Origin of the sequence: Paraburkholderia phenoliruptrix, assembly GCF_047325075.1 — a bacterium.
Lineage (GTDB): Bacteria > Pseudomonadota > Gammaproteobacteria > Burkholderiales > Burkholderiaceae > Paraburkholderia > Paraburkholderia phenoliruptrix.
The window spans coordinates 938778-955886 of record NZ_CP168531.1 but is presented as its reverse complement, the minus strand read 5'-3'; the positions used below and the strand labels follow the sequence as shown (position 1 = coordinate 955886).

At 64.8% G+C, this 17109-nt stretch carries 17 protein-coding genes; 7 read left to right on the top strand and 10 right to left on the bottom strand.

Features of this window, described 5'->3' with window-relative positions:
- Nucleotides 1-92 precede the first annotated feature (92 nt).
- From speE to ACEN8U_RS16415, 3 genes are all read left to right on the top strand, one after another.
- Nucleotides 93-974, top strand: coding sequence for a polyamine aminopropyltransferase (gene speE / locus ACEN8U_RS16425; protein WP_041745776.1), 882 nt, complete (start codon nucleotides 93-95; stop codon nucleotides 972-974).
- Between the two features lie 111 nt (nucleotides 975-1085).
- Nucleotides 1086-1499: a VOC family protein gene (locus ACEN8U_RS16420; protein ID WP_028362801.1), complete on the top strand. Its 414-nt coding sequence runs from the start codon at nucleotides 1086-1088 to the stop codon at nucleotides 1497-1499.
- A gap of 19 nt (nucleotides 1500-1518) precedes the next feature.
- Nucleotides 1519-2259: a 16S rRNA (uracil(1498)-N(3))-methyltransferase gene (locus ACEN8U_RS16415; RefSeq protein ID WP_041746395.1), complete on the top strand. Its 741-nt coding sequence runs from the start codon at nucleotides 1519-1521 to the stop codon at nucleotides 2257-2259.
- A 377-nt stretch (nucleotides 2260-2636) separates the two neighbouring features.
- On the opposite strand, the gene ACEN8U_RS16410 is transcribed toward ACEN8U_RS16415, so the two are convergent.
- The 3 genes from ACEN8U_RS16410 to ACEN8U_RS16400 all read right to left on the bottom strand — a co-directional run bounded on the left by ACEN8U_RS16410 (nucleotide 2637) and on the right by ACEN8U_RS16400 (nucleotide 6376).
- The gene (locus ACEN8U_RS16410) at nucleotides 2637-3206 is read right to left on the bottom strand and encodes a barstar family protein (RefSeq protein ID WP_015003757.1); all 570 of its coding nucleotides are present in this window, start codon (nucleotides 3204-3206) and stop codon (nucleotides 2637-2639) included.
- A gap of 7 nt (nucleotides 3207-3213) precedes the next feature.
- Nucleotides 3214-3630 (bottom strand): ribonuclease, encoded by a 417-nt coding sequence (locus tag ACEN8U_RS16405; RefSeq protein ID WP_015003758.1) that lies wholly within the window; start codon nucleotides 3628-3630, stop codon nucleotides 3214-3216.
- 406 nt (nucleotides 3631-4036) lie between these two features.
- Nucleotides 4037-6376, bottom strand: a complete 2340-nt coding sequence (locus ACEN8U_RS16400; protein WP_041745778.1) for an NADP-dependent malic enzyme — start codon at nucleotides 6374-6376, stop codon at nucleotides 4037-4039.
- Between the two features lie 96 nt (nucleotides 6377-6472).
- Here ACEN8U_RS16400 and thiL point away from each other — a divergent pair, with 96 nt between their 5' ends.
- Genes thiL through ACEN8U_RS16380 form a run of 4 tightly spaced genes read left to right on the top strand, consistent with a single transcriptional unit; the run spans nucleotide 6473 to nucleotide 9091 of the window.
- Nucleotides 6473-7471, top strand: coding sequence for a thiamine-phosphate kinase (thiL, locus tag ACEN8U_RS16395; RefSeq protein WP_015003760.1), 999 nt, complete (start codon nucleotides 6473-6475; stop codon nucleotides 7469-7471).
- Nucleotides 7461-8018, top strand: coding sequence for a phosphatidylglycerophosphatase A (locus tag ACEN8U_RS16390; protein ID WP_013589628.1), 558 nt, complete (start codon nucleotides 7461-7463; stop codon nucleotides 8016-8018). Before thiL ends, ACEN8U_RS16390 begins: the two co-directional genes overlap by 11 nt.
- 28 nt (nucleotides 8019-8046) lie before the next feature.
- Nucleotides 8047-8547, top strand: coding sequence for a CinA family protein (locus tag ACEN8U_RS16385; protein WP_013589629.1), 501 nt, complete (start codon nucleotides 8047-8049; stop codon nucleotides 8545-8547).
- 28 nt (nucleotides 8548-8575) lie between these two features.
- Nucleotides 8576-9091 carry a cupin domain-containing protein gene (locus tag ACEN8U_RS16380; protein ID WP_015003762.1) on the top strand — a complete coding sequence of 172 codons (516 nt, stop codon included), beginning with the start codon at nucleotides 8576-8578 and terminating at the stop codon, nucleotides 9089-9091.
- A gap of 219 nt (nucleotides 9092-9310) precedes the next feature.
- On the opposite strand, the gene pyrF is transcribed toward ACEN8U_RS16380, so the two are convergent.
- The 7 genes from pyrF to ACEN8U_RS16345 form a co-directional block, all read right to left on the bottom strand.
- Nucleotides 9311-10126 (bottom strand): orotidine-5'-phosphate decarboxylase, encoded by an 816-nt coding sequence (pyrF, locus tag ACEN8U_RS16375; protein WP_015003763.1) that lies wholly within the window; start codon nucleotides 10124-10126, stop codon nucleotides 9311-9313.
- An 86-nt stretch (nucleotides 10127-10212) separates the two neighbouring features.
- Nucleotides 10213-11292 (bottom strand): aldose 1-epimerase, encoded by a 1080-nt coding sequence (locus ACEN8U_RS16370; protein ID WP_013589632.1) that lies wholly within the window; start codon nucleotides 11290-11292, stop codon nucleotides 10213-10215.
- Nucleotides 11293-11614: 322 nt separating this feature from the next.
- Nucleotides 11615-12535, bottom strand: a complete 921-nt coding sequence (locus ACEN8U_RS16365) for an SMP-30/gluconolactonase/LRE family protein (RefSeq protein ID WP_041746397.1) — start codon at nucleotides 12533-12535, stop codon at nucleotides 11615-11617.
- A complete protein-coding gene (locus ACEN8U_RS16360; protein WP_015003766.1) occupies nucleotides 12532-13332 on the bottom strand; it encodes an SDR family NAD(P)-dependent oxidoreductase in 801 nt (266 codons plus the stop codon). Before ACEN8U_RS16360 ends, ACEN8U_RS16365 begins: the two co-directional genes overlap by 4 nt.
- A 46-nt stretch (nucleotides 13333-13378) precedes the next feature.
- Nucleotides 13379-14395, bottom strand: coding sequence for an L-arabinose ABC transporter permease AraH (gene araH / locus ACEN8U_RS16355; protein WP_015003767.1), 1017 nt, complete (start codon nucleotides 14393-14395; stop codon nucleotides 13379-13381).
- Nucleotides 14396-14447: 52 nt separating this feature from the next.
- The gene (gene araG, locus ACEN8U_RS16350) at nucleotides 14448-15980 is read right to left on the bottom strand and encodes an L-arabinose ABC transporter ATP-binding protein AraG (RefSeq protein ID WP_013589636.1); all 1533 of its coding nucleotides are present in this window, start codon (nucleotides 15978-15980) and stop codon (nucleotides 14448-14450) included.
- Nucleotides 15981-16066: 86 nt separating this feature from the next.
- Nucleotides 16067-17065 carry an arabinose ABC transporter substrate-binding protein gene (locus ACEN8U_RS16345; protein ID WP_013589637.1) on the bottom strand — a complete coding sequence of 333 codons (999 nt, stop codon included), beginning with the start codon at nucleotides 17063-17065 and terminating at the stop codon, nucleotides 16067-16069.
- Between the last annotated feature and the right edge of the window lie 44 nt (nucleotides 17066-17109).

The following is a 17109-nucleotide window of genomic DNA, read 5'->3' as shown; positions in this document are numbered from 1 at the left end:
GCGCCGATCTGGCCGATGCCGCGGACCGCCAAGGCCGTCGGCCTTTACAATCGAGCCACCCGATTCAACGTGTTTTCGTGCAGGCAAGCCCCTTGAGCGCTCCGTTGCTGTTTCACCCTTCTCCAGACGCCGTCTACGGATTTCCGCAGGCCTCGCTGATTGCGCGCGTCGACTCGGCGTTTCAGCGCATCGAGGTGTGGGAGACGCCCCAGCTCGGCCGCCTTTTCACGCTGGACGGCCGCCCCATGACCTCCACCGGCGACGAATTCATCTATCACGAATGCATGGTGCATCCGGCGGCGCTGGCGCATCCCACGCCGAAGGCCGCGCTGGTACTGGGCGGCGGCGACGGCGGCGCCGCGCGGCAACTGCTCGCGCATCCCGGCATCGAAAGAATTGTCGTTGCGGAGCTCGACGAGCAGGTGGTTCGGCTGACGCGCGAGCATCTGCCCGAGGTGCACGGCGGAGCGTTCGACGACCCGCGCGTCGAACTGGCGATCGGCGACGCCGCGCATTACGTGGCCGCTGCCGCCGACGCCCAGTCCGCGCCATTCGATCTGATCGTCTTCGACCTGACGCCGCCCGACTCGCCGGCCGCAGCCTTGTACACGACGGACTTCTACCGCCAGCTCAAGCGCGTGATGAGCCCGGAGGCCGCGTTGTCCGTCCACCTCGGCTCGCCGTATTTCCACGCCGCGCGCATTGCCGGGCTGCTCGACGACCTGCGCCGCGCGTTCGCCGTGGTCCGCACGATGAACACCTTTGTCCCGCTGTACGGCTCGTTATGGATGATGGCCGCAGCCAGCGACACGCTCGACCCGGCCGCGCTGAGCGCCCAGCTCGTGGCCGAACGGCTCGCGGCGCGTCGAATCGACGCACTGAAGCACTACGGCACCGCCACACACGCCGGACTCTTTTCAGTGTCGCCGTCAGTGCGCGATAAACTAAGTCAATTCTTAAAGCCGACAAGCTGACGCGCGGGCAAAATGCACGACCTGACCCGTGCGCGCTATCCGATAGCCGATACGGACTCGCTGCCCGCCTTACAGCATGCGTCCAACAATCCTATAGATCCGGAGAACTCCATGACCGCCTCCCGCCCAGCCGGTGTGCCCTGGTTGACCCCCTATCTGACGGTGCGCGACGCACGCGCCGCGACCGCCTTTTACACGGCCGCGTTCGGCTTCGACTTGCGGGACAGCGTGCAGGACGACGGCGTCGTGATGCATGTCGAGATGACCTACCAGGGCCAGTTGATCGTGATGTTCGCGCCGGAAGGCGCGTTCGGCTCGACCGCCAAAACGCCGCGAAGCGCGGGTGCCATTGCCCCGCAATCGTTTTATGTCTACGTCGACGATGTCGACGCGGTTTACGCCCGCGCGCTGGCCGCCGGCGCCAAATCGTTGAGCGAGCCACAGGACCAGTTCTGGGGCGACCGCTTCGCCCAGGTCGAGGATCTGGACGGCTACCGTTGGGCGCTCGCTCGCCACCTTTCGTGAACTAATGAGTATTTTTCTGATGCCTCGCTTCTTCGTCGGTACGCCCCTTTCGCCCGACGACATCGTGCAACTTCCCGATGACGTCGTCCGGCACGTCCTCGTACTGCGCTTGCAGACGGGCGACTCTATCGTGCTTTTCAACGGAGAAGGCGGCGAATACAGCGCTGAACTCGTCGCGATCGAGCGGCGCGCGGTCACGGTCAAGATTCGCGAGTTTCGCGATATCGAAGTCGAGCCGCCGTACCGGCTCACGCTCGCGCAGGGCATTGCGAGCGGCGACAAGATGGACTGGCTGATCGAGAAAGCGGTTGAGCTAGGCGCGGCCAGCTTCGTGCCGCTCACGACCACGCGCAGCGTCGTGCGGCTCTCCGGCGAACGCGCATTGCGGCGGCACGCGCATTGGGAAGGGATCGTGCGGGCGTCGTGTGAGCAATGCGGGCGCAACCGTCTGCCGGAGGTCATGCCGGTGCGCGAAATCGCCACCTGGCTCGGCGCGATGCCGCGCGTGCCCGTCGGCGACGAACTGCGCATTCTGCTGTCGCCGCGCGCCAGCATCCATTTCTCCGCATTGCCGGCGAGCCCGCCGAAGGGGCCCGTCACCGTGCTGGTCGGCCCGGAAGGCGGATTTTCCGCCGCCGAGGAAGCCGCCGCGATGGATCACGGCTTTCAGGCCGTGGGCCTCGGGCCGCGCGTGCTGCGCACCGAAACCGCGGGCATCGCGGTGCTGTCGGCGCTGGCCGCTACGTGGGGCGGGTGGTAGGCGGCTGAACGGCTTTCGTTGCGCGGGAGACCGCGCGTCGGTCAGGGGCTGCGGCTGCGGCAAAAGCGGTGCGAAGCGTGGTCCCGGCGCGCGGTTCCGGAAGCGCGGCCCGAAAGCGCGGTTCCAGAAGCGCGGTCCAGAAGCGGTCCCGGAAGCGCGATCCGAAAGCGCAGCTCCAGAAGCTCTGGCCTAAAGCGTGAGCCAAAAGCGATCAAAAAGCAGTCAAAAGCGGTCAAAAGCCGTCCTGGCAACGCACCATGGCTCGCCGTCGCTATGAACCCCAAAAACAAAGCCCGCCAAATCGGCGGGCCTTTCACATTCTGGCAGCACTCCCGGTGGCGCTCCAGTTAAGAACTGAGAAGCGCCCTTCAGCACATTCAGGCGAACGAATAAAAAACGCGGAACGCAACCTTGCGCTCGGCCCAGAATTCAGCCGCCTCGCGGAATACGTCCAGCAGGGTTTCGCGCCCTTCCTTGTCGAATTTCTGTGCGACAGGCAACTGCTCGAGCACGATCACGAAGCCCGGCTGCGCGCCCGCCTTGTGGACCAGGTCGGTGAGGCAGTCGTACAGCGCATCATAATTCTTGCCGAAATGTTTCGGAAACAGGAACGACGTGGCAATGGTCTCCAGCACTTCCTGCTTGGACTGGGCGTTCGCGCAGTACGCATAGAGAAAATGCTGTCCGAGTTGATTCGCCTCGTCCGCGAGGTCCTGAACGCGGAATGCGCGGATCGACTGTACGATGTTCGGTCGTACGGTCCTGAAAAGACTCATGGGCTCCTCGTTCGATGAAACCACACTGTCAGGCTCGCTCCGGTTCTCACGGCCCTGGTCGCCCGCGCGCATTTGCATGACGCGCTGGAACAGGTTGCCCTCGCCGGCCGCGAAAAGATCCGTCGCGACTCCGGTGTCGTGCGCGTAGACGTTGTCGCTCATGCCGTTCATCCCGATGTCATTCAACAATACGATTAAAACTGGTGTAGTGGTCGTCCGAGTAATAACAATTGTCGGTTCGCTTCAGCGGACCTCCGCAGACGATGCGACGCGCCCCGCGATTACGTGAGCGAGGCGTGGGAACGGTGTATTCGTGGTAGTAGCCGCGCCGGTTGGGCGGCAGCAACCGTTCGCGGTTGCCGAACACGACGCCGTCCTTTTCATACGGGTAAGGCCCGCCCGCGGCAATCAAGTTCAATGTATTGACGGCCTCGCGGGGCAGTTGCGCCACCGTGACGGTGCCCTCTGCCTGTGCCTGCGTGCCGGCGGGTGCGTTGTAGTTGCGCGCGAACGCTTGAGGCACGGGGCCGCACCAAGCGCACAGCGCAACAGCACCGATCAGCACGCCCTTGATGCGCTGCCACCTGCGTGCCATTTACAGGATTCCCGGCTGTGAGATCACGAAATTGACGACCATGAAAGTCGTAAGGGTATCGCTAATGGTCCCCGGAATCAACGTTCGGCAGACCGGTAAAATCGCCCGATTTCGCGCGAAAGCCCCGCCCGTCGCGATTTGACGACTTTTGACAGAAAATTTAGCCGGAGCGGGCTAAGATGAGCCCAACGAAGCAAACACAACACCCGACGGGCGTTTGCCGAGCTTGCAGAGAGCAAAGCCTGGCGCTGCACTTTCTGCGACGAAGTCTGTTGTTTGCCGGTCTGTTGTTTGCCGTTTTGGGGCGGCTATCCCCTGTTCGCCCTAAGGCGTGCCCGTTGCGGGCACGCCTTCTTTTTCTCCGGGCGAAGCCGGCCGCCGCGCGGGCCGGCCGTTTTCAGCGCAATCAGCGCGCCGCGATCACATCCGCCACCAGCAGCGCCGTCATGTTGACGATGCGCCGAACCGTCGCCGAGGCCGTCAGCACGTGCACCGGCTTGTCCGCGCCCAGCAGCATCGGGCCAATGGCGATGTTGTTGCCGGCCGCCGTCTTCAGCAGGTTGTACGAGATGTTGGCCGCGTCGATGTTCGGCAGCACCAGCAGGTTTGCGTCGCCTTCGAGCGTGGAGTCCGGCAGGATTTCGCGGCGCAGGTTCGCGTCGAGCGCGACGTCGCCGTGCATTTCGCCGTCCACCTGCAGCTCGGGCGCGCGTTCACGCAGGATCGCGAGCGTATCGCGCATTTTCTGCGCGGTCGGCGCGTGGCTGGAGCCGAAGTTCGAATGCGAAACCAGCGCGACCTTCGGCTCGATACCGAAACGGCGCACTTCCTCGGCGGCCATGATCGTGATTTCGGCCAGTTGCTCCGGCGTCGGATCGACGTTCACGTGCGTATCCACGAGGAAAATCTGCCGGCCCGGCAGCACCAGCGCGTTCATCGCGGCGTAGACCGCGCAGCCCTCGCGCTTGCCGATCACCTGGTCGATAAAGTGCAGATGGCGATGCGTCGTGCTGACCATGCCGCAGATCATGCCGTCCGCTTCGCCCTTTTTCACCAGCATCGCGCCGATCAGCGTGGTGCGGCGGCGCATTTCGAGCTTCGCCATTTGCTGCGTGATGCCCTTGCGCGACATCATCTTGTAGTATTCCTGCCAGAAATCGCGGTAACGCTCGTCATGATCGGTGTTGACGACCGTGTAATCCTGACCCGCGACGAGCCGCAGCCCGTAGCGCGCAATGCGTTGCTCGATCACCGCCGGGCGGCCAATCAGAATCGGCTTCGCCAGCTTTTCGTCGACGATGATCTGCATCGCGCGCAGCACGCGCTCCTCTTCGCCTTCCGCGAACACAATCCGCTTCTTCTCCGGCTCCACGCCGCGCGCGAGCTGGAAAATCGGCTTCATTGTCGTGCCGCTGTGATACACGAACTGCTGCAGGTGCTGCTCGTACGCCTCCATGTCCTCGATCGGACGGGTCGCGACGCCGGAATCCATCGCGGCCTTCGCCACGGCCGGCGCGACCTTGACGATGAGGCGCGGGTCGAACGGTTTCGGAATCAGATAGGCCGGCCCGAACGACAGGTCCTGAATGCCATACGCCGTCGCGACGATATCGCTCTGCTCCTGGCGCGCCAGTTCAGCAATCGCATTGACCGCCGCGATCTCCATTTCCCGCGTGACCGTGGTCGCGCCGGCGTCGAGCGCGCCGCGGAACAGGAACGGGAACACCAGCACGTTGTTCACCTGGTTCGGATAGTCGGTGCGGCCCGTGCACAGCACGGCGTCCGGACGCACTTCGAGCGCCAGTTCCGGCAGGATTTCCGGCGTCGGGTTGGCAAGCGCGAGGATCAGCGGCTTGTCGGCCATCTGCTTGACCATGTCCTGCTTGAGCACGCCGCCCGCCGACAGGCCGAGGAACACGTCCGCGCCGCCGATCGCCTCGGCGAGCGTGCGAGCGTCGGTTTCGCGCGCAAAGCGCTCCTTGTCCGGGTCCATCAGCTCGACGCGGCCCTTGTACACCACGCCCGCGAGGTCGGTGACGAGAATATTTTCGAGCGGCAGGCCGATGTCCACCAGCAGGTCCAGACACGCCAGCGCCGCCGCGCCCGCGCCGGAGGCGACCAGCTTGACTTCCCTGATGTCCTTGCCGACCACCTTCAGACCATTGGTGATCGCCGCCGCGACGACGATTGCCGTGCCGTGCTGGTCGTCGTGGAAGACTGGAATCTTCATGCGCTTGCGGCACTCGCGCTCGACGATAAAGCAGTCCGGCGCCTTGATGTCCTCGAGGTTGATGCCGCCAAAGGTCGGCTCCAGCGCCGCGATCACGTCGACGAGCTTGTGCGGATCGGACTCGTTCAGCTCGATGTCGAACACGTCGATGCCGGCAAACTTCTTGAACAGCACGGCCTTGCCTTCCATGACCGGCTTGGAGGCGAGCGGCCCGATATTGCCGAGCCCCAGCACCGCGGTACCGTTCGTGACGACGCCGACCAGGTTGCTGCGCGCCGTGAAGCGCGCGGCATTCATCGGGTTTTCGACGATTTCCTCGCATGCGAAGGCGACGCCCGGCGAGTAGGCCAGCGCGAGGTCGCGCTGATTGATCATCTGCTTGGTCGGGGTGATCGCCAGTTTCCCCGGGGTGGGAAACTCGTGGTAATCGAGGGCGGCTTCGCGGAGTTTGCTATTGACGGGAGTCGACATAAGGCGGGCTTCGAAGTGCGGATTAGAATAGATGTTCGACGGCATTGTAGCCCCAATTGCCGGCCCAATCCCTTCAATACGGGTACAACTGCCAAGACTGAAGCGTAGCAAAAGGCCGTTGCCCCCGCACTTTTCCTCACAATGCTCTCAGAGTTTTCGCTGATCGAACGCTTCTTTGCCCGCCGCGCGGCGGGTCAGCCGTCGCCTGCCGCGAACGGCTCGCTCGGTATCGGCGACGACTGCGCGCTGCTCGCGCCGCGTGCGGGCCAGATGCTGGCGATATCGACGGACATGCTGGTGGAAGGCCGCCATTTCTTCGCCGATGTCGATCCCGAGGCGCTCGGCCACAAGGCCCTCGCCGTCAATCTGTCGGACTTGGCGGCGATGGGCGCACAGCCGCAGGCCTTCACCCTCGCGTTCGCGCTGCCGAAAGCCGACGAAGCGTGGCTCGCCGCCTTCAGCGAGGGCCTCTTTGCGCTGGCCGAACGGCACGGTTGCGCGCTGATCGGCGGAGATACGACCGGCGGGCCGCTGAATCTGTGCATCACCGTGTTCGGCAGCGTGCCGCCGCACATGGCGCTGCGCCGCGACGCCGCCCAACCCGGCGACGACATCTGGGTGTCCGGCACGCTCGGCGACGCGCGCGCCGGCCTCGGCATCCGGCGCGGCGAATGGAGCGCCGATGCCGCCGACGCCGCGTTCTTTCACCGTGCGCTCGAACGCCCCGAGCCGCGCATTGCGCTCGGTCTCGCGCTGCGCGGCGTTGCACATGCGGCATTGGACGTGTCGGACGGGCTCGCGGGCGACCTCAAGCACATCCTCGACCGCTCGACTGTGCGCGCCACCGTCGACGCCGACGCCGTGCCGCGCTCCGCCGCCCTGCGCCGACTGCCGCTCGACACGCAGCGGCGCTGCACACTCGCCGGCGGCGACGACTACGAACTGTGCTTCACCGCCCCGCCCGCGGCGCGCGGCGCGGTGGACAATGCCGGCCGCACGGCGGGCGTGCCGGTCACCCGCATCGGTACAATAAGCGCTCTTCAAACGGCGGCCGACCGCCCGGCGATCGACTGGCGCGACGCCGCCGGCGCGCCGCTCACCCTGACGTTGCAAGGCTTCGACCACTTTCATGCAGACTGATCCCCCGCTCAGGCCCGCCGACGAGCTCGTCGGCGGCCCGCCTCCCAAGCCGCAACGCCCGCAGCCGCGCCGCGCAAGCGCGCGCTTCATGCTGTCGCATCCGCTGCATATTCTGTCGCTCGGTTTCGGCAGCGGCCTGTCGCCGTTTGCGCCGGGCACGATTGGCACACTGTTCGCGTGGGCGTCGTTCGCCGTGTTCAGCCGCTATCTGACCGTGATCGAATGGGGCGTGCTGATCGGCGCCGGTTTTGTCGGCGGTATTGCGATTTGCGGCTTCACCGCGAAAAAGCTCGGTATCGACGACCCGTCGCCCGTCGTGTGGGACGAAATCGTCGCGTTCTGGCTGGTGTTGCTGATGGTCACGCCGGTCACGCTGACCGGCCAGTTGTGGGCGTTCATCCTGTTCCGCTTCTTCGACATGGTTAAACCGCCGCCCATCGGCTATTTCGATCGCCGGCTGAAAGGTGGATTTGGCATCATGTTCGACGATCTTGTCGCCGCCTTCTTCACCTTGCTCGTCATTGCGCTCTGGCGCATGTCCGTTTAACCGCCGCGCCCCGTTCCGGATTGACGTCATGCCTACCGATTCCGTCGTTCACCAGCTCGCGATCCGCGTGAGCAACCGTCTGCGCGACGAGCGCCTGATGCTCGTCACGGCCGAGTCGTGCACGGGCGGCATGGTCGCGACCGCGATTACCGACATCTCCGGCAGCAGCGGCTGGTTCGAGCGCGGCTTCGTCACCTATTCGAATCAGGCGAAGAGCGAAATGATCGGCGTGCCGGCGGACATGATCGAAAAATTCGGCGCGGTCAGCGAGCAGGTGGCCCGCGCCATGGCCGAAGGCGCGCTGCGCAACAGCCGCGCTCAAGTCTCGCTGTCGATCACGGGCGTCGCGGGCCCGGGCGGCGGCACTGAGACGAAGCCGGTCGGCATGGTGTCGTTTGGCTGGAGCAACCGGCTGCACACATCCGTCGAAACGAAGATTTTCAAGGGCGACCGCGAGCAGATTCGCGTGCAGGCCGCGGCGCACGCGCTGCGCGGCGTGCTTGCGCTGCTCGACGAGCGCGAACATTGACCGTTGGGTCAGCAAGAGGGAAAAACGCATGCCGGATTCCCGTGCAGCGAAAGACGAGTTGATTCGCCGCTTCGATCTGAAGCCGCATCCGGAAGGCGGATATTTCAGCGAGACGTATCGGTCGGCGGAGCGCGTGAGCCGCGCTCATGGCGAGGCGCCGTCGCGTTCGGCCTCCACCGCGATCTACTACCTGCTGTGCGACGGCGCGCATTCGGCCTGGCATCGGATCCGATCCGACGAGGTCTGGCATTTTTATGCGGGCGAGCCGCTCAACGTGCACGTGCTCGACGGCGCCGGCAAGCTGGTCACGCATAAGCTCGGCAATGCGCTGATTCATCGCGACGCGGTGTTCCAGGCCGTGGTGCCCGCCGGTTTGTGGTTCGCGGCGGAATGCGCGGACCCGGCGAGCTTCGCGCTCGTGGGCTGCACGGTCGCACCGGGTTTCGAGTTCAGCGAGTTCGAAATCGCCGATGTGCAAACGCTTCAGGCGGACTACCCGGAGCATGCCGGGTTAATCGGGCGGTTAGGACCGGCCGCGGTTTGAGGCGGCTTCGGCTCTGACTTCAGACTGCGGAAAGGTGAATTGCGCCGGCCGCCGCGCGGCCTCGTGGCACCGGCTGACTTTGGCGCCTGGTATGCAGCCTCGCTCCGTCGCCTGACTTCACAGCACAGCCTCGCTCCACCACCTGACTTCGCAGCCTCGCTCCGTCGCCTGACTTCACAGCCTGACCTCGCCACCTCACTTCGCCGCCCGACAGCGCGATCAGCGAAACGCGTTGATCCTGTCGCGCGTCTCCATCGCGGCCTTCGCCGCCGCTTGAGCAAAATCCTCGCCCTTGCCCGCATAGATAATTGCGCGCGACGAGTTGATCAGCATGCCCGTGCCGTTCGCGGTGCGGCCGGCGCTGACGGTCGCCTGCACGTCGCCGCCCTGCGCGCCGATGCCCGGAATGAGCAGCGGCATATCGCCGACGATGCCGCGCACCACCTCAATCTCTTTCGGAAAAGTCGCACCGACGACGAGACCCAGCTGGCCGCTCGCGTTCCACTTCTCTGCGGCGAGTTGCGCGACGACCTGGTAAAGCGGCCGGCCGCCCGTCTCCAGGAATTGCAGGTCGGAACCGCCCGCGTTCGACGTGCGGCACAACACGATCACCCCTTTGCCTGCATGCTGCAAATACGGCTCGATGGAATCGAAGCCCATGTACGGATTGACCGTCACCGCGTCCGCCTGGTAGCGCTCGAACGCCTCGCGCGCGTATTGCTCGGCGGTGCTGCCGATGTCGCCGCGCTTTGCGTCCAGAATCACCGGCAAGCCGGGATGACGCGCATGGATATGTGCGATCAAATGCTCGAGCTGATCTTCCGCGCGATGGGCGGCGAAGTAGGCGATCTGCGGTTTGAACGAGGAGGCGTAAGGCGCGGTCGCGTCGACGATCTCGCGGCAGAAGTCGAAGATCGCGTCGGGCCGGCCCGCGAGCGCGCCGGGAAACTTGCTGGGCTCGGGATCGAGGCCGACGCACAACAGCGAGTTCGTGCGCTGCCAGGCGTCGTTGAGTGTCTGGATGAAATTGGACATGGTGGGTCTCGCGGCGAGCCGGTAATCGGGTGAGGCGCGTATTTTACCTGCCCGGCGCGACGGCCCGCCGCGGGAGCGCCCACCTCCTACTGCCGGCGCCGCGTTCCGCGCGCGCCCGGCATCGACCGCAAGCCGGTGCGCTCGACCGTAAAGCGGAACGTGCGCGTTAGCCGCTCGCCCCGCCCGAGCTGCGTCATGCCGTTTTCGCACGCGCCGCCCGCCAGATTCATCGCGTTGATCGGATGATCCACGGGCTCGAAGCAGAAGAAGTCCTGGCCCGGCGGCGTGTACAGCACGTAGTAGTCCGTGTCGGCGGCAATGTTCAGCGACAGCCGGCGCTTCGGCCACACCACGGCTGCCTGCCCGCTCCAGCCGGTGAATGCATGATTGACGATGGTCTCCGGCAATGGATACGCCACGCCGAACTGCCACGCGGGCGGCGCCTGCACGTGACGGACCGGCAGCCAGTCGTCGCCGGTGAGCCACAAGCCGCCGGCCGCCGCCGAGAGCTCCGTGTCCGCGTCGCGCACGAAAAACGGATGCACGCCGAGTCCGAAAGGCAAAGCATCGCGGCCCGTGTTCTCAATTTCGAGCGTAATGACGAGCGACGGCCCGTCGAGCTTGTAGGTTTGCGCCGCGCGAAACGAGTACGGCTTGCCGTCGCGCCGATCGAGCGTCAGGCGCACATACTCGCGGTCCGAGTCGGCGACCTGCCAGGCGGACTGCCAGCCGTCGCCGTGAATGGGCAAGGGCTCGTCCGGGCGATTGCGCGCCACGTCGACGCGTCGCCCGGCAAAATTGAAGTGGCCGCCGCCAATCCGGTTCGAATACGGCAGCAGCGGATAACAGGCGAGTTCGTTCGGATGCGTGTCGGCCGTGACATGGCGGCAGCGCCGGAAAATCGGCGTGAGCGCGCCGTCGTCGCGCCAGTCGAAGCGCGTGATACCGCCGCCGAGCGTCGGCGCGACGTCGAGCCGCAACTGCGCATTGGCCAGCGTGACACACGCGACGTCGCCGGCCGGGCTGTCACCCACGGCGACCGCCGAGGTGCTCGGCCCCGGCATCACCGGATTGGCCGCCGCCGCGAGTCGGGCACGCCGGCTTTGGGCGCCCGGTGAGGTCTGTGCACTCTGAGGAAAGGCGGAAACAGGATTCGCAACACTCATATCTGGCTCCTTCGAGAGGCTTGGCACATTGCCGTCATGGATGGCGGATACTTGTCGGGCGATTGTCCTGAACCGGTCGCCTCTGGTCCGAACTCGGGTTGCTGCGCCGGCTGATTGCCGCCGCTATCGACACCTTTGTCGTCAACTACATGGCCAACTGCATTGCATCTTCATTGCCGACTTCGCTGCCAACTTGTCGCCGGCTTGACTTCCGGTCTTGCTGCTCGATATGGCGAACCTCGACCCTGCACCGGACTCGCCGCTGCGGCCCGGCTCCTTCACGCTGCCGTGGGAGCCACGCAGCGTTCATGCACCGCTCGCGCTACACCGGCGCGCCGAGAAAAACCGGCTCGGACAAACCGCGCCGCGCCGGCGTCGCGATAAACACGCCGCCCGCCCGCGAATCCGCGGCAAGCGCGGCTGCGTCGAGACCGACACGCGCGCTCGTGATGTACAGCGTGCCCAACTGCGCGCCGCCCAGCGCGACGCAACTCGGTTGCACCGTCGGCACCTCCACGCGCTCGGTTTCGACGCCGTCCGCGCCATAACGCACGACGCGCGCACCGCCCCATTGCGCGTTCCACAGGCCGCCGTCGCGATCGACGGTCGAGCCGTCCGGCTCGCCGGTGGCATCGGCAAGGCGCGTGAAGAGGCGATCGTTGGCGACACTGCCGTCTGCGCCGTAGTCGCAGGCGCGGATTTCACGCGTCGGCGAATCGCAGTAATACATCGTCGCGCCGTCCGGGCTGAACGCGATGCTGTTCGAGATGGCAGGCGCGGGCAGCGGCAAACGCTCGAGCGTGAGGTCGCGATTGAGCCGGTAAAACCCGCCGATGGCCTGCAACGGCGAGCCTTCGTCTTTGGTGCCGAACACGAAACGCCCTTGCCGGTCGCAGCGGCCGTCGTTCACGCGCGTGTTCAGACCCGGCTCGACGTCGACGATATGACGCGTTTCGCCCGTCGCCAGATCGAAAAACGCGAGCCGCGACGCGAGGCCGAGCAACAGGTAATGCGGATCCGCGCACAGCGCGAAGGTGGCGAGGCGCTCGGGCATCGCCCATGAGGTGCTGCGGCCGTCCGCGGGATCGTAGCGCCACAAACGCGCGCCTTCGATATCCGTCCAGTAGAAGCGGCCGGTCTTCGCGCACCATGTCGCGCCTTCGCCCAACGTGCACTTGCTGTCGACGACGAGCGCGGCGCGCGACGTGCGCGTGGTGGCGCCCGCAGCGACGGTGGCCGTCACGCCCAACCTCCGTCCACGACGATATCCTGCGCGGTGATCATGCGGCTGTCGTCGGCGGCGAGGAACAGCGCCATGCGCGCGAGGTCGGCGGGCTGCAGTTCCGCGTCGATGCACTGGCCTTCCTTGATCGCGCGGCGCCCTGCGTCGTCGAGCCACAGGCGCTTCTGCTTCTCCGTCATCACCCAGCCGGGCACGAGCGTGTTCACACGAATATCGAAGTGGCCGAGGTCGCGTGCGAGACCGCGCGTCAAACCTTGCACCGCGGACTTCGACATCACGTAGACGGGATAGCCGCCGTTCTTCAGCATCCAGCTGATCGAGCCGAGGTTGATGATCGAGCCGCTTTTCGCGGCCTTCATGTCCTCCATGACCGCCTGCGCCGCGAAGAACTGGTGACGGATGTTCACCGCGATGCCGGCGTCGAAAGATTCGCGCGTGACTTCGCCGATGCTGTGACGCTTATCGTTCGCGGCATTGTTCACGAGCACCTGGACCGGGCCGATGGCGGCTTTCACGTCGGCAATCGCCTTTTGCAGCGCGTCGATGTCCGTCAGATCGCACGGCAGGAAAAGCGGCTTGTGTTTCGAGTCGCCGAGTTCGTCGGCGAGTGCTTCGCCCGCCGTCGCGTCGATATCGAAGAACGCAACGCGCGCGCCTTGCGCCGCGAAATGCTCGACGAACGATGCGCCGATGCCGGTCGCGCCGCCCGTGATCAGCACGGTGCGGTCGACAAGACTCGGGTAGCGCGCGAATGCGTTGTTCGCGAGGCGCTCGTTTGCATTGGCCGGAGACGACATCGTTCGATTCCTTTATTAAAGCGGGATGAAGGGTTGAGTCACGGGATCAGTCGCGCGACCCGCGGTTCTTCAGCTGGTCGAGCAGCACGGCGGCGAGCAGGATCGCACCGCGCACGAGGTACTGATAAAACGCGTCGATGTTCATCAGATTCATCACGTTCTCGACGGTACCCATGATCAGCACGCCGATCACCACGCCGGAAATCGTCGCGCGGCCGCCGAGCAACGACACGCCGCCCAGCACGCACGCGGAGATCACATTCAGCTCGAAGCCTTGCGCGGCATTCGGCTGGCCTGACGTAATGCGCGAGGCCAGAATCACACCGGCGAGCGCGGTCACCGCGCCCTGGATCAGGAAGATGTAGACGCGCGTGCGCTCCACATTGATACCGGCGAGGCGCGACGCTTCCGGATTGCCGCCGATGGCGAGCGTATTGCGGCCATACAGAGTCTGATTGAGCATCACGCCGAACACGATAAAGCACAGCAGCGTGACCCAGATCGGCAGCGAGACGCCGAAAAAGCTGAGGCCGCCGAGCGCAATGAACGTATCCGACGACACGCCCACAGCCTGGCCGTGCGACACGATAAAGCCAAGGCCGCGCACGATTTCCATGGTCGCGAGCGTGGTGATCAGCGCGTTGATGCGCAGATACGCGATCACGGCGCCGTTGACGAAGCCGATCACCGCGCCGGCCGCCACCGCCGCAACGATCGCGATGAACGTGTTGTCGGTCGCGTTGAGCACCATCGCGCACAACACGCCGGCAAACGCGACGGTGGAGCCGATGGAAAGATCGAAGTCGCGCGACGCGAGGCAGAACATCATCGTGCACGCGACCATGCCGATCTGCGAAATGGACAGCGCGAGGCCGAGCATGTTCTCGATCGAGAAGAAGTGGTCGACGGTCAGCGACATCGTCACGAACATCACGAGGAAGATGAGAATCAGGCTGTACTCGGTGATCTGCTGCCACCACTTCGCCTTGTCGCTCGTCTGCGGAATCAGCGCGTCGGCGGCGCTCTTGGCGGCCTGTTGCGCGAGGTTTTCTCTAGCTTGCATTTGAAGACTCCTCCCGTTCCCCACGGGTTGCCGGACTTGCGTCCAATAATGTTCAGGCCGCCTGTTGAGCGGCAGTTCCTGGCAGTGCGGTCGAGCTTTGCGGCAACGCGAGGCTCAACACCGCTTGTTCCGTCGCATCCTTGCGGGCGAGCTCGCCGGAAATCCGGCCCTGGCGCATCACGACGATGCGGTCGGACACACCGAGCACTTCCGGCAGTTCCGACGAAATCATCACGATCGCGCAGCCGCGTTCGGCGAGCTGATAAATCACGTTATAGATTTCATGCTTCGCGCCGACGTCGATGCCGCGCGTCGGCTCGTCGAGAATCACCACTTTCAGATCCGGTTCGGCGAGCCAGCGCGACAAAATTGCTTTCTGCTGATTGCCGCCCGACAGAAAGCGGATTTTCTGGCGGCGGCTCGGCGTCTTGATCTTCAGCAGCTTGATGAAACGGTCCGCGGTTTCCGCTTCTTTCTTGCGGTCGAGGAACACGCCCGCGCGCAGATAATGGCGCCGGCAACTGATGTTGATGTTCTCCGATACCGTCGCCATCGCGACAATGCCTTCTTCCTTGCGGTCTTCCGGACACAGCACGATGCCGTGGCGAATCGCTTCGCCCGCACTCTTCACGCGGATCGGCTTGCCGTCGAGCAGCAGTTCGCCGCCCTTCTTGTGTTCGGTGCCGTACACGAGATGCATCAGTTCGCTGCGGCCCGCGCCCACGAGTCCGAAAAAGCCGACGATCTCGCCGCGCCGCACTTCGAAGCTGGCCGGCTGGGACAGCGCGTGGCCTTCGATCGCCTTCGCCGCAAAGCGCACTTCACCGAGCGGCCGCGGCGAATAATTGTAGATGTCCGAAATTTCCCGCCCCACCATTTCGCTGACGATGGTGTCGCGCGAGACGCCTTCGAGCGTCGCGTGCGAGGCGACCTTGCGTCCGTCGCGGAAAATCGTGCAGGCGTCGCATAGCTCGTAGATCTCATCCATGCGATGCGAAATGTAGATCATCGCGCGGTTGTCGGCGCGCAGATCGCGCACCAGCTTGAACAGCACCTCCGTCTCGCGATGCGACAGCGAGCTGGTTGGTTCGTCGAGCGCAATCACGCGCGCATTGCGCAAAAGCGCCTTGCAGATTTCCACCATCTGCCGCTGCGCGATGGAGAGCTTGCGCAACTTCGCGTCGGGATCGAGCGCGACGCCCATTGCTTCCAGACGCTCGCGCACGAAGCGCTTGGCGTCGCGCTTGTTGACCCAGCCGAACGAATTCGGCAACTGGCCAAGCAGCAGGTTTTCCGCGACCGTGAGATCGGGCACGTATTGCAGTTCCTGGTGAATCACCGCGATCCCGGCCGCAATCGACGAAGCGGCGCTCGTAAAGCGCACTTCTTTTCCGTCGATCATCACGCGGCCCGAGTCGGGCTGATATTCACCGCCGAGAATTTTCAGCAGGGTCGACTTCCCCGCGCCGTTTTCGCCCATCAGGCCGTGCACCTGGCCGACGTTGACGTCGAAAGACACACCGTCGAGCGCACGCACGCCTGGAAAGACTTTGCCGATATTGTCAAAACGTAGCGTCGCTGACACTTCGCCTCCTCTGTCGATCTTTGCTGTTGCCGGCGCAGCCGCTCTAAAAACGCGGCGCGCCGGCAGTTCACTTCGTTGCGTTGCGCTTATTTGGAAGCCAGACCCATCTTCTCGCGCACTTCGCCGACGTTCTCACGCGTGGCCAGCATGCCGGTCGTCAGCGTGAGCGGGGGCGGTGCCTTGCCTTGCGTGATCCAGTCGTACATCAGCGTGGAGGTTTCCTCGCCGTGACGCTTCGGGCTGATGATGACCGTGCCGAAGAAGCCCGTCGGGTTCGGCTTCTTGAACTCGTTCAGCGCCGAATCCGAACCGCCGATGCCGATGCCGATCATGTTGTCGGCCTTGAAGCCGCGGCCTTCCGCTGCGCGCACCGCGCCGAGCACGGCTTCGTCGTTCAGGCCGTACGCCACCCAGTGCTTGAACTGCGGGTTCTTCGTGAGCGCGATGTTGGCGGCGTTGAACGCGTTTTCCGTGTCGGTCTTTGCTTGCGGCGCGGCGATCACGTTGGCCTTCGGGAAGCCGGCGGCGAGCAGTGCGTCGGTGGCCCCGCTCGTGCGGTCATGCGCGGTCGGCAGCTGTTCGTACGTCACGTCGATCGCGCCGACGTCCTTCATGTCCCAGCCGCGCTTCTTGATTTCGGCGGCGAGGCCGTCGCCGACCTGCTTGCCGATGTTGTACGCGGAGATGCCCATATGCGGCACCGACGCGATCGGCTTGCCCGCGCCGTCCACGAGACGGTCGTCGACGGTCATCATCTTCAGGCCGTCGGCCTTCGCTTTCGCGACGATGCCCGGTCCGAGCTTGACGTCAGGCGTGCAGATCACGAAGCCCTGCGCCTTTTGCGCCGACAGGTTGTCGATAGCGCTCATCACCTTTTCGCCCGACGGCGCGCCGATCTTCACGAGGGTGAAGCCCTTTTCCTTGGCGGCGATTTCGGCGAACTTCCATTCGTCCTGGAACCACGGTTCCTCCGGCTGCTTCACGAGGAAACCGATCTTGACCGGGTCGGCGGCTTGCGCGACCGGTGCGTTGAAAAGCACACCCGCCGCCGCTGCTGCCAGCGTGAGGAAAATTCTGCGTTTCATGTTGTGTGTCTCCTGACTAATTGATAACGAGAAGGTATCGGCCG